This window comes from Mycolicibacterium rutilum (genome assembly GCF_900108565.1).
Lineage (GTDB): Bacteria > Actinomycetota > Actinomycetes > Mycobacteriales > Mycobacteriaceae > Mycobacterium > Mycobacterium rutilum.
Genome location: NZ_LT629971.1, coordinates 2,575,117 through 2,587,550, shown reverse-complemented (window position 1 = coordinate 2,587,550; position 12,434 = coordinate 2,575,117). Strand labels below are relative to the sequence as shown.

General features: G+C 66.8%; 8 protein-coding genes. 3 read left to right on the top strand and 5 right to left on the bottom strand.

From position 1 onward, the window contains the following. Positions 1-115 precede the first annotated feature (115 nt). Positions 116-1,246: a glycosyltransferase gene (locus tag BLW81_RS12640; protein WP_083407479.1), complete on the top strand. Its 1,131-nt coding sequence runs from the start codon at positions 116-118 to the stop codon at positions 1,244-1,246. Between the two features lies 1 nt (position 1,247). On the opposite strand, the gene BLW81_RS12635 is transcribed toward BLW81_RS12640, so the two are convergent. Beyond that, on the bottom strand, positions 1,248-4,472 hold the full coding sequence (locus BLW81_RS12635) for an MMPL/RND family transporter (RefSeq protein WP_157897680.1): 3,225 nt from the start codon (positions 4,470-4,472) through the stop codon (positions 1,248-1,250). A 295-nt stretch (positions 4,473-4,767) separates the two neighbouring features. Between BLW81_RS12635 and BLW81_RS12630 the strand changes: the two genes are divergently transcribed. Next, on the top strand, positions 4,768-6,030 hold the full coding sequence (locus BLW81_RS12630; protein ID WP_083407477.1) for a glycosyltransferase: 1,263 nt from the start codon (positions 4,768-4,770) through the stop codon (positions 6,028-6,030). Here the strand turns inward: BLW81_RS12630 and BLW81_RS12625 are convergent. Next, positions 6,020-7,357 carry a condensation domain-containing protein gene (locus BLW81_RS12625; RefSeq protein WP_083407476.1) on the bottom strand — a complete coding sequence of 446 codons (1,338 nt, stop codon included), beginning with the start codon at positions 7,355-7,357 and terminating at the stop codon, positions 6,020-6,022. The genes BLW81_RS12630 and BLW81_RS12625 overlap by 11 nt on opposite strands. 83 nt (positions 7,358-7,440) lie before the next feature. Between BLW81_RS12625 and BLW81_RS12620 the strand changes: the two genes are divergently transcribed. After that, positions 7,441-8,262, top strand: a complete 822-nt coding sequence (locus BLW81_RS12620; RefSeq protein ID WP_157897679.1) for a phthiotriol/phenolphthiotriol dimycocerosates methyltransferase — start codon at positions 7,441-7,443, stop codon at positions 8,260-8,262. A gap of 4 nt (positions 8,263-8,266) precedes the next feature. Here BLW81_RS12620 and BLW81_RS12615 read toward each other — a convergent pair whose 3' ends face one another. From BLW81_RS12615 to BLW81_RS12605, 3 genes are read right to left on the bottom strand one after another with little or no spacing between them, the layout of a single operon-like run. Then, complete coding sequence (locus BLW81_RS12615; protein ID WP_235632248.1) at positions 8,267-9,631, bottom strand: condensation domain-containing protein; 1,365 nt, start codon at positions 9,629-9,631, stop codon at positions 8,267-8,269. Further along, positions 9,628-10,971, bottom strand: a complete 1,344-nt coding sequence (locus BLW81_RS12610; protein ID WP_083407475.1) for a WS/DGAT/MGAT family O-acyltransferase — start codon at positions 10,969-10,971, stop codon at positions 9,628-9,630. Before BLW81_RS12610 ends, BLW81_RS12615 begins: the two co-directional genes overlap by 4 nt. A 9-nt stretch (positions 10,972-10,980) precedes the next feature. Next, positions 10,981-12,420, bottom strand: coding sequence for a condensation domain-containing protein (locus tag BLW81_RS12605; RefSeq protein WP_083407474.1), 1,440 nt, complete (start codon positions 12,418-12,420; stop codon positions 10,981-10,983). Positions 12,421-12,434 lie beyond the last annotated feature (14 nt).

Sequence of the window (12,434 nt, the reverse complement as noted above, 5' to 3'; positions counted from 1 at the left end):
CACACTGACGATGACACCGACATAACATAAATACCGTCGTCAGCATCAAACGTGGCTCAGAAGTTTCATCGCGCCACGAGAGAGCACGCTCAATACGGGGGGCAGGGGCGAGTACATGGCAGTCGAAGACGCTAACACCGGGAGGCGGCCGCGCGTCACCTTCGTCATCCTCTCCTTGTCTCCACTGCTAGGCATGGAAGCGGCGACTGTCGCACTGGCCAACGCACTGACGACCGACTACGAGGTCCAGGTCGTCCTGCTCGCAGGCGACGAGAGTGGCGTTCCCCTGGGGGATTCGGTGGATATCACGTCCTGGGGCAAGCCCGTACCGGACTGGGAGCGAGCGATCACGTTGCTGCGGGCTTTCCGACACCGCAACGAACTCGACAGCGACGTGATAATCGTCAGCGGCGTTTGGACTGCCATCCCGATAGCGCTCACGCTCCCGAAGAAACTGCTCGCGCGGACGCTGATCTGGGAGCACTCCTTTGATAGGGGAAAAGTCACGACGAGCAGGGATCTGGCGCTGATGCAAGCCGCTGCGCGAAAAGTTTATCCGCGCGCGTTCGCGACTGTAACAGTCAGCGAATCTCCGCGACTGCATATGCGCAAGGCTGGATTCAACGAGCGAATCGAGGTCATTCCTAACATTGTCCCCGAATTTGACTCGTGGCTTGTGAGGAAAAAACTGCCTGGGCGACTTCTCGCTGTCGGTTCGCTGACCAAAACCAAGAATCAAGCACTAGCACTGCAAACACTAGCCCAACTGCCGGATTATTATTCACTCGACATACTCGGAGACGGTCCCGAACGCAGCACTCTCGAACGCCTCGCAGACAAACTCGGGATCGCCCATCGCGTGAGGTTCCATGGCTACGTACCGAACCCGGCCGAATATTATTCGCAGTCTCAGATCGTCATCCATCCATCGCTCGGCGAGACGTACGGATTGGTGCTGTTCGAAGCAGCAGATTTCAGTACGCCGGTAGTCGCAGCGGATCGCAGCGTCATGGCGCAGGTCATTCCGCACCTCGTTCCCGGCAGAGTCGCGGAACCTCAAACTGATGCATTCGCATCCGCTATTCGGTCGCTCGAAGACGGACCTATTTCGGAACGGGAGTTCTCAGAAGCAGCTCACCGCCGGAAATCCGTGTCTCGCAGCATAGTAGGCGATTGGAAACGATTGATAGACGAGACGATGGAATCGTCCACAGCGGGCTTACACGAGACATCCCTACGCCGTTGACCTACTGGGGCTGCACCCAGCCGTCGGCGGTTCGGGTACTGCCCGAATCCGCTCCCACAGAGACCAATTCGTCGGTGCGGTCATCCTCGCCGGTGTCGATGTCGGCGTCGGCGTCATCGGCGAGTTCGGGATTTCCGATCGGCTCGGTGATGGGGTCGTCGTCGACCCGCTTTTGGCCGACGATCGGGGTGATCAACGGCTTGGCCTCGAACGTGGGTTTGGTCGGCCACCAGTTGCGGTCACCGATCAACACCGCCATCGCCGGCACGGTGATCGTGCGCACGAGGAACGTGTCGAGCAGCAGACCGATACCGATCACGAAGCCGATCTGCACAACCGCCTGCAGGCTCGAGAACGTCAGGCCGAACATCGACGCGGCGAAAATCAGCCCCGCGGAGGTGATCACGCTGCCGGTGGCCCCGACCGTGCGAATGACCGCGGTGCGGATCCCCCGTGCGGCCTCGTCGCGTATTCGCGCGATCAGCAACAGGTTGTAATCCGCGCCCACCGCGACCAGCACCAGGAACGTCATCCCCGGCACGCTCCAGTGGATGCCCTGGCCGAGCAAGAACTGGAAGAACAGCACCCCGATGCCGAGCGCCGAAATGTACGACAGGATCACAGACCCCACCAGGTAGATCGGCGCGATCAGCGAGCGCAGCAGCACGACGAGGATCAGGAACACCACGAGCAGCGTGACGATGATGATGAACCGCACGTCGCCGTTGTAGTAATTACGGATGTCGTTCTGGACCGCGGAGAACCCGACCATCGAGATCTTCGCGTCCGCCAAAGACGTATTGGGCTTGGCGCTTTCGGCCGCCTTCACGATGTCCTTGACCTGGTCCATGGCCTCGGTGCCGAAGGGGTTCAGCCCGGTCTGCACGAGATAGCGCGCCGTGTGCCCGTCGGGCGAGATGAACAGCTTGGCGGCCTTCTGGAACTCCTCCTGGGTGAGGATCTGCGGCGGCACGTAGAACCCGGCCATCGGCGGGTCCTTGGCCTCGGTGCGCATCGCCATCAGGAACGCCGACGCCTGGTCGAGCCCGCCGCCCATGTTGCGGGTCTGGTCGACGAGCAGCTGCACGCCCTCGGCCAGCTGCCGGCTCGAATCCGCCAGCAGGTCAGCGCCCTTCTGCGCTTCGGCGAGTTGCGCCTGCACGCTGCCGGTGTCCTCGAGGCCCGCGGCGCGGATCGCCTCGACGGCGACTTTCATGCTGGCGCCCAGATCGCGCACGGTCTCGTCGAGGGTCTGGGTGGCCTTCGTCTCCTGCAGCACCCGACCAAGGTTGGCGACCTTCTGCGCGGTGCCGTCGTCGTTCATCTTGGTGATCCGCTGCAGGTACGTCCGCGACTCGACGCAGGACGGGTCGACGTTGCAGACCGGACTTGCGTTGAGCGACTTGACGATAGGACCGGCCCAGCTGTACATCTCGGCCATCTGCATGAGGCTGTCGCCCATCGCGTCGCCCAGCGAGCGCATGTTGGCCACCAATGTGGCGGTCTTGTCGATCTCCTCGAGCGTGGTGGTGCCGCCGTACTTCGCCTGCATGTCGGTGAGCACCTTGGCCAGCGGGCGCAACGTGACGATCCCGTCGACCACGCCGTCGCGGAGCTGGTCGAGCGTGTCGGCGAGTTTGTGCGCGCCGCCGCTGAGCAGGTTGAGGTTCGCGTCGTTGTCCTCGATCAGCTGTGACGCATCGCCGAGTTTGGACCCGACCTCGCCGGCCTGGTAGGTCGCCTTGGCCTGCTCGAGCACCTCACCGGTCGGCCTGGTGATGCCGCGGACCATCGCGATGTCCGGCAGCGCGGCGACCCGCTTGGCCATCTCCTCCATGTCGGCAAGTGCTTTGGGGCTGCGCAGATCCTGATCCGGTGCCTGTACGAGCAGGAACTGCTGGATCGTGGAGCTGACCGGGAAGTGCTTGTCCAGCGCCGCATATCCGATGTTGCTGGAGGCGTCGGCGGGCAGGCTGGTGCGTTCGTCGTAGTTGAACCTGATCATGCTGCAGCACGCGGCGAGCCCGATGAGGATCACCAGGCTGGCGGCGAGGTGGACCTTGGGCTTGCGCACGATGTGCACACCGGAGCGGCGCCACCACCGGCTGGTCAGGTCCTTGCGCGGTTTGACCCAGCCGCGGCGTCCGGTGAGCACGATCATCGCCGGCAGCAGCGTGATCGACACCAGGAAGCCGATGAGCACGGTGACGGCGAGCGCCGGGCCGACGGTGGAGAACGCGCCCAGTTCGGTGAACGCCAGACCGACGAACGCGAGCGCGGTGGTGCCCGCCGAACCGGCGATCACCTTGCCGATCGACCCCAGCGCACCGATCACCGAGTCGTCGGAGGTGCCGCCCTCGCGGACCAGTTCGTGGTAGCGCGTGAAGAAGAAGATCGCGTAGTCGGTGCCCGCGCCCATCATCATCGCGGTCATCAACATCAACGTCTGCGGACCGAGACCGATCACCCCGATGTCGCCGAGTCCCGCCACCACAGACTGGGCCACCACCAGCCCGACGCCGATCATCAGCATCGGCAGGATGATCGCAACGATGTTGCGGTACACCATGATCAGAATCGACAACACCGCGACGACGGTGACGATCTCGATGACGAGCTGATCGCGCTTGCCGATCTTGTTGAGGTCGTCGAAGGTGGCCGCGGGCCCGATGACGTTGACCTCGAGCTGCGAACCCTCGGTGGCCTCCTTGACCTCCTTGAGGACGGCCTTGTACGCGCGTTGGCCCTCCCCCGTGCCCATCGTGCCCTGCATGCTGATGGGCAGCTGCCAGGCCTTCTTGTCCTCGCTCGTCATCACCTGCTTGAGCTCGGGGATGGAGACGAAGTCCTGCGTCGACAGCACGTGCTCGGGGTCGGCCTTGAGCCGGTCCACCACCTTGCGGTAGGTGGCCTCGTCGTCGGGGGTGAGGCCGTCCTCGTTGGCGAAGATGATCGCGCCGACGTTGCCCGAGTTGCCCGAACCGGCGCCCTCCGCGAAGGCTTCGCCCATCTCGTTACCGGCAACCATCACGCTCGAGGAGTCCGGTAGCAGGCCCGGCGGCTTACGCTCGGCTACCTCCATCAGCGGGGGCAACGTCAGGAACAGCGTTGCCGCCAGCACCACCCAAGCCACGATGACCAAAATGGGATGACGAACTACCAGCCGTCCCAGGCCTTCGAGTCCCGCCCCGTCAAACGCACCGCGGGGTATGGCGCGCCGCAACATCCCAAATAGGCTACACGCGAATTTGGGTCCATGAGACCACGCCGCTTGTTTGCTGCCAGCAACTGCACAGACGGTTGCGCAAAGCCCTTTCACCTGTGGTTTCGACCGGCTTGCCGGGTCGCCGACTGTGCTTCAATCAGACCGTGCCCCGTTCGGCTCCCGATCATGATCTGCGCAGATGGCACCTCAAACCATCGCGCACAGCGCTGTTCGGCGGACCACTGGGAAACATTGCGACATTTGCTGATAACAGCAGTGTTCGCGTTTGTCCACGTACAGTACGACAAGGTTCTCAATGAAATTTGCTATCGCCGTTCATGGCACGCGTGGCGACGTCGAGCCGTGCGCAGCCGTCGGCCTGGAGTTGGTCCGCCGCGGGCATCAGGTCGGCTTCGCCGCACCGCCCAACCTGACCGACTTCGTCGAGTCCGCCGGTCTACCGGCTTTGCCCTACGGGGTCGACTCGCAAGAGCAGCTCGACGCCAACGTCTTCCGGCAGTACTGGAAAATCCGCAATCCGGCCACCATCCTGCGGGAGCTGCGCGAGTACATCACCCAGGGCTGGGCCGAGATGAGCACGACGCTGACCGGGCTGGCCGAGGACGCCGACCTGATCCTGACCGGGACGACCTACCAGGAGGTCGCCGCGAATGTCGCCGAGCACTACGACAGCCCGTTGGCCGCCCTGCACTACTTCCCGGCCCGCGCCAACAGCCAGGTGCTGCCGATACCGCTGCCTCCCAAGATCGTGCGGTCCGGTTGGGCCGTCGCCGAGTGGGTGCACTGGCGCGCGCTCAAGGAGGCCGAGGACGCGCAGCGACGCGAGCTGGGGCTGCCCAAGGCCAAGGTGCGGGCGGTGCGGCGCATCGTCGAAGGGGGCGCCCTGGAGATCCAGGCCTACGACCCGCTGTTCTTCCCCGGGCTGGCCGAGGAGTGGTCCGGGCGGCGGCCGTTGATCGGTTCGATGACGCTGGGCCTGTCGACCGACAACGACGACGAGGTCAGCTCCTGGATTGCCGCGGGCACGCCGCCGATCTACTTCGGATTCGGCAGCATGCCGGTCGAATCACCCGCTGCGGCAGTGCAGATGATCATCGACGTGTGCGGGCGGCTCGGTGAGCGCGCCCTGATCAGCTCGGGCGTGTGGGACCTGTCGGATGTCGACCTCACCGGCGCCGAGCACGTGAAGATCGTGCGCACGGTCAACCACGCGGCGGTGTTCCCGCGCTGCCGGGCGATCGTGCACCACGGCGGCGCGGGCACCACCGCCGCCAGCGTGCGCTCCGGCGTACCGACGCTGGTGATCTGGGTGGGCGCCGATCAGCCGTTCTGGGGCAAGCAGGTGCAGCGCCTGGAAATCGGCGGGTGCCTGCGGTTCTCGCGGCTGACCAGTGAGGCGCTGCTGGCCGAACTACGCAACGTGCTGAGCCCGCGCTGCGCCGAGCACGCCCGCGCGGTGTCCGCGCAGCTCACCGATCCTGCGCAGAGCGTGGCGACGGCGGCCGATCTGCTGGAGGACGCGGTCCGCAACAGCACCGCGCGATCGGTCATTCGATGAACGCGGTCAGCCCGAAGTCGTCGAGGGTGCGTGAAACCTGCTGCAGCAGCGTCTCCTTGGAGTTCGCCATACCGGGCTGATAGGCGCGGAAGCTGATGAACATCTTCCCGCAGACCCGCCCGGAGGTCATGTACAGCTCACCCGAGGACACCTCGGGGCTGTCCGCCGTGAGGTTCTGCTCGACCATCCGCACCGTGAAATAGTCGGCTTCGGCCCCGTCGATCCGCGTCACCCGCGCGTCGATCTCGCCGAATGCCGAGCAGCCGACCGGCGAGTCGGCGGCGTTGACGGCGCCCAGCGGCAACCGTGCGACCACCGATGTCGGCACGAACGGGGTCAGCGGGAACACCCGTTCCTGCTCGGCGAACTTGCTCGCGCCGGACACCAGGGCCTCTTTGATCGCGGCCCGCACCCCGCGGAGGTCCTCGGTCACCCCGGCCGGGTCGACCGCGAAATCCATCCCCTTGAGCGCGTTGGCGCGTAGGTCGTTCTCGGTGCGGTCGTTGACCGGGTAGTTCAGGGTCACCAGATTCGTTCTCGGATGGCTGCGGCCGAACCGCTCGCCGAGCCGGGCGGCGAAGCCCGCGAGCAGGGCGTTGCTCGAGCCGCCGAGTTCTTCTGCCCGCGAATCCCATTGGGCGAGATCGATGTAGACGGTCGCGGTGGGGACCACCACCGGTCGTTTGCGCTCGGCCTTGGCCAGTTTCGGGGGGCGCTGCTGTTTGTCCCGCCAGAAGCTCGGCTTGTTGTGCAGCGCCACCGTGACGGTGGCGCCGAGCGCGCGACCGACCTGCGGCAACCCGCGCGCGGTGCTGCGCGCGTCCTCGAGCAGCGCCTGCCTGCGGGTGCGCGCGCCGGGCGGCGGGTAGCCGAAGTCGTGTTCGACACCTTCCACCGCGTCGATGACCGCACCGCACAGCCCCACGCCGTCGATCACCGTGTGGGACGCGACGAGCGTGACAGCAGTGCCGTAGTCGGTCACCGGAAGCACGCCGAAGTGCCACACCGGCCCGAACTCGGGATCGACCGGTTTCTGTGCCCGTTCCTCGAACCAATCGGCGACACCGTCTCGGCTGCGGGGCTTTTCGATGTCGACGCCGGGCAGGTCGTGGCTGGCCACCCAGCGGTGCCGGCCGCCGGGGAACCGGCTGGGTTCGACGCGGCGCCCGATCAGTCCGTGGGCGAGCCCGTCGTGCACCCGCCGGAGCTCGTCGAGGTCGATCTCGCGGCGATAGACCCAGGTCAGCTGAATCGCGTGGACGTGCCCGCTGGCGCGGACCCACAGGTAGGACGCCTGGTCCATGAACGCGAGGGTGTTGTCGGCCATCGGAACAAACGGTATCAATGACCGCACCGCGACCGCGGTTCTGTGATTAGTCATTCAGCAATCGACCTGAGATACTGTCCGCAATGATTGAGGGCATTTACCGCGAGACATTGACCAAGGCCGTGGCCTTCTCGCATCGGCATTTCGGAAAGATCGTCGCGAAGTACGGGTACAGCATCATGACCCGCAGGCTGGGCGACGACGACGTCTTCTTCCTCAACTGGGGTTATGAGGAAGATCCGCCGATGAACCTGCCGTTGGACCCCGCCGACGAGCCGGAACGGATCGGCATCCAGCTGTACCACCGCGTTGCGGCGCAGGAGGATCTGGCCGGCAAACGCGTGCTGGAGGTCAGCTGCGGACACGGCGGCGCGGCGTCCTACGTGATGCGGACGATGAATCCGGCCTCCTACACCGGGCTGGACCTCAACCCGTCCGGTATCGCGTTCTGCCGGCGCAAGCACCCGCTGCCGGGGCTGGCGTTCCTCGAGGGCGACGCCGAGAACCTGCCGTTCCCCGACGCCTCGTTCGACGCGGTGATCAATGTCGAAGCGGCACACCTGTATCCGAACTACACGACCTTCCTGGCCCAGGTCGTGCGGGTGCTCAAGCCCGGCGGGCACTTCCTGTACGCGGACCTGCGCGGCCGTGATGACGTTGCGAAATGGGAGTCCGACCTGGCGCAGTCGGGTCTGGAAGTGGTGTCCTGCGAGGACATCAACAAGCAGGTGCTGCGCGGGCTGGAGAAGAACTCGAAGCGGTACCAGGATCTGATCAACCGCCACGCCCCGCCGCCGCTGCGCCGGCTCGGCCGCGATGTCGGTGTGACGGAGGGCAGCCCGCTCTACGAAGAGGTGGAGCGCGGCGACATCGTGTACCGCCTGTACAACCTCAAGAAGCCGTAAACCGCTAGAGCACTTCGGCGCTCAGACCGAACTCCTCGACCGCCTGCCGGGCCAGTTCCCGCAGGCGGTTCTTGGTGTTCTCGGCGCCGCACTGATAGCCGACGACGCAGATCGAGATCTTGCCGTTGATCCGTCCCGCGACCACGACCAGCTGGCCGCCTGCGCGTTCGATGACCGACCGCCGCACACCCTGGTCGACGCCGCGAAGCATCACGTAGTCGGCGTCGGTGCCGTCGACCCGGCCCGCCAACGGCTCGAGATCGCCCAGGTTCGAACACGATACGGGCAGGTCGTCACCGGAGCCGAAGAAGACGTCGGCGACCTTGGAGAGCACCCGCCTCGGCACGAACGGCACCAGCGGAAGCAGCTGCAGTGTCTCGTCGGGTTCCTCGCGGGCCTTCTTGATCGCCTGGCGCAGCGCGATGCGGGCCTCTGTGAGATCGCCGGTCACAGGCGCCGGGTCGATGCCGAGTTGGGCGAAAACCATGGCCTGGGCCCGGGTGTCGTCGAGCGTGGTGCGATCGTTGAGCGCGATGAGCAGGCCAACGGTGCCGTCGCGGCGCTGACGTCCCATCAGCACGCCGAGCCTGGCGGCGACACCGGCCAGCAGCGAATAACTGTTGCCGTTGCGCGATGTCGCGGCGGCATCCCACTCGGCCAGGTCGACGAACAGGTTGACGGCGGGAATGGTGACGGTCTCATCGCCGGCGGTCACCGCCGGCTTGGGGGCAGCCGCCACCGGTTGCTCGGCCGTCGGTTCCTCGCGCATGCGCAGGCCCAGCCGGGCCGCGGCCGCTACCGTGCGGCCGGTCTGCGGCAGCGTGCGCACGGTGTCGCGCAGATCGGTCAGGGCACCGCGGAATCCGGTGCGTGAGTACGGCGGTGGGTAGCCGATGTCCCGTCGTGCGGCGACGGTGGCCTCGACCACGCTGAGGAGCGCGGCCACGCCGTCGCCCAGGCAGTGTGACCCGACCAGTGTGACCGCGCTGCCGCCGTCGGTCAGCGGCAGCACCCCGATGTGCCAACCCGGTCCGTGCTCGACGTCGACGGGCAGTGCGGCGCGTTCGTCGAGCCAGTCGGTGACCTCGGAGCGGGGACGCGGCGTCTTGGCGATGTCGAGCGGGGCGACCGGCCCCAACGACGCCACCCAGCGGGGCCTGCCGAACGGCAACGGCGACTTCTCGATTCGGCGTCCCGGCAGCCCGAAGCCGAAGTTGCGGTGGAACCGGCGTACGCCGTCCAGGTCGACGGGGCGGTCATAGATCCACACCATCTGCATCAGCTTGACGATGCCGGTGGCGCGTTCCAGCGCGAAGCCGGCCTGGTCCATGAACGCCAACCGGTTGTCGAGCGTGGGGTCGGGGGTCACTCGATCAGGCCGTCCAGGTCGAACTCGGCGAGCACCTCTGCCGCCAGCGTGCGTAACTCCGCCTTGGTGTTTCGGGCGCCGGGCCGGTAGGCGACGACGGTGATCGACATCTTGCCTGCGACGCGTCCGGTCAGCACGGTGAGCAGCCCGCCGCGGCGTTCGAGGAACTGCCTGCTGACGTGGCGGTCCACGCCGCGCAGCATCATGAGGTCGGCGTCGGAGCCGTCGATGCGCGACACCACCGGGTCGATGTCGCCGAGGTTGGAGAACGACACCGGCAGGTCGGAGAAGTTGAAGACCACATCGGAGCCGCCGCGCACCGCGCGCTTCGGGACGAACGGTGTCAGCGGCAGCAGTTGCAGTGTCTCGTCGGGGTTTTCGCGCAGGGACGTCAGCGCCTGCTTGATCACCCCGCGGGCGCCGGCGAGGTCGCTGGTCACCCCCGCCGGGTCGATGCACGCGGTCGCGATCGACGCGGCGTTGCCGCGGGTGTCGTCGGCGACCCGGTCGGCGATCGGGATCTGCAGCGTGACGATCCCGTCGCGGGCGCGCCGCCTGCCCACGCGCTCAGCGAATTTCGCGGCGAAGCCGGCGGCCAGTGAGTGGGTGTTGCCGTTAAGCGCGGCGGCGCGGGCGTCCCAGGCGTCGAGGTCGACGTAGATGGTGATCGCGGGCGCGACGACGCGCTCGTCGCCGCCGGTCACCGGCGGCGGTGTCGCTCGCGGGCGGGTGAACTCGGCGCGGCGCCGCCACCCCAGCCGTGCCGCGGCCGCGAGGGTGCGCGCCACCTCGGGGGTGGCCCTGGCGGTCGCTCGCAGGTCCGTCACGGCCGCCCGTAACCGGGTCTGCGACCGCGGCGGCGGATAGCCGAAGTCACGCAGGTTGCCCTTGAGCGCGTCGACAATCGTCAGCAGGCCCCCGAATCCGTCTGCCAGACAATGCGACAGCACCAGGCTGACCGCGGTCGAGCCATCCGACATCGGCAGCACGCCGACGTGCCAGCCCGGGCCCCACTCGGGGTCGAGCGGAAGCTGCACCCGCTCGTCGGCCCAGTCGCTGAGCTCGCTCCGCGGCCGGGTCTCGGCGATGGCCAGCTCGGTCGCCGGTCCTGGCGACGCGACCCACCGGTGCCTGCCGAACGGCAGCGGCGAGCGCTCGATGCGCCGACCGAAGAGCCCGTAGCCGAAGTTCTCGTGGAAGCGGCGCACGCCGTCGAGGTCGATCGGCCGCTCGTAGACCCACACGGCCTGCATCGCGAGTTCCTGACCGGTCGCGCGCTGTCCGAGGAACAACAGCTGGTCGGTGTACGACAGCCGGTTGTCCAAGGCTCCCTCAGTCATCGGCTGACGTCACGCCATCCCGAGCTCGACCAGGTCGCCGACCGGCGCCAGCTCGCCGCGGCCGGCAGCAACGCGGGCGAACACGGCCTTCATCGCGTCGACGTAGCGGGTCACCGACTCGTGGGCGATCGGGTTGTTCGGGAACGCCAGCGTCACCGAGGTGCCGTTGCAGAACCGGTTGAACCACATGCCGACCTGATGGGCCGCGCCCATCTCGCTGTAGATCTTGCCGTTGAGCGTGTCCCACTCGCCGATGACCGTCGGCGACAGTGGCGCCAGCGTGGCATCCATGTACGAGATCATCGGCACGCCCGGATCGGGCTTGCGCACACCGTGTTCGGCGCCGAGTTCCAGCACGCGGTCGAACGGCACGTACGCCAGCGGCAACCCCGAGTCGAACGCGCTCTGCGCCGAGCGGACGGTGGCGCGGAAAGACGTCGGCGTGACGTCCACGCTGACCGGCACGGTTCCCGTGAACCAGCCCGTCGTCATCATCTCGGCCTGCGTATTGCGCGTGCTCGTCGGGGTGATGACGTGATAGCTCGCGTTGCCGGTCAACTCGCTCTCGGCGATGGCGACCGCCGCGAAGATGCCGCCGATGAACCGTGCGCCCGCGTCGGTGCATGCCGATTCGAAACGGTCCGACTGCTTTTCGTCCATCAGGTCGATGGTCAGCAGGTCGCCCTCGCACGGCACCGACGGATCCCCCAGCGGCAGCGGGAACTGCGGCAGCGTGCCCTTGTTGCGGTCGGTGAAGTCGAACCACCCACGCACCTGCGGTGATTCGGGGGTCAGCGAGTCGGTGAACTCGCGCTGCCGCACGCAGTAGTCCTCGTAGCTGCCCGCCTCCGGCAGCGCGATCGGCGCCCCGCCGCCGGCCAGCGCGGCGTACATCATGTGGATCTCGACGAACGCCAGTCCCATGAACATCGCGTCGACGTGCAGATGGTCCACGCTCATGAAGAACGTGAAGTGGTCGGCACGCTGGATGACGCCGAACCGGAAGCAGTCCCACTGCAGCGGCGACGGGGTGGCCAGCACGTGCTCGCGCCACCGCTCGGCCGACGTCTCGCCGTGGTTGGTCGCGACGAACTTGATGTCCTTGGGGCTGCGCAGCGTCCGGCGCACGACCTCGTCACCGTCCCCGACGAACTCGAACCGGCTGCGGTAGGTGTCGTGCCGCCGCAGATAGGCGTTGATGACGTGCGTCATCAGCCGGATGTCGCAGCGGCCCTGGATGTTCCAGGCCGGAATCGTCAGGCGCGCCATCTGCGTGCCGCGCGCGACGTGCTCGCGGTAGGCACGCAGATGCTGCGCCTGCTGGTAGCTGACCGGCACCTCGGACACCGGCGCCTCGGCGGCTTTGGCCGCGCTGGCCGATGACGGCTCCCACGACACGAACTCACCCGGTGCGTCAGTCCAGTCGTGAATGGCTTCAAGTGAGAACACTTGTCCCCCTCTTG

Bases quoted from the DNA above. Each gene is read 5' to 3' on its own strand.
- BLW81_RS12635 (WP_157897680.1), bottom strand. From the start codon at position 4,472: ATGTTGCGGCGCGCCATACCCCGCGGTGCGTTTGACGGGGCGGGACTC.
- BLW81_RS12610 (WP_083407475.1), bottom strand. From the start codon at position 10,971: ATGACTGAGGGAGCCTTGGACAACCGGCTGTCGTACACCGACCAGCTG.
- BLW81_RS12625 (WP_083407476.1), bottom strand. From the start codon at position 7,357: ATGGCCGACAACACCCTCGCGTTCATGGACCAGGCGTCCTACCTGTGG.
- BLW81_RS12630 (WP_083407477.1), top strand. From the start codon at position 4,768: ATGAAATTTGCTATCGCCGTTCATGGCACGCGTGGCGACGTCGAGCCG.
- BLW81_RS12640 (WP_083407479.1), top strand. From the start codon at position 116: ATGGCAGTCGAAGACGCTAACACCGGGAGGCGGCCGCGCGTCACCTTC.
- BLW81_RS12620 (WP_157897679.1), top strand. From the start codon at position 7,441: ATGATTGAGGGCATTTACCGCGAGACATTGACCAAGGCCGTGGCCTTC.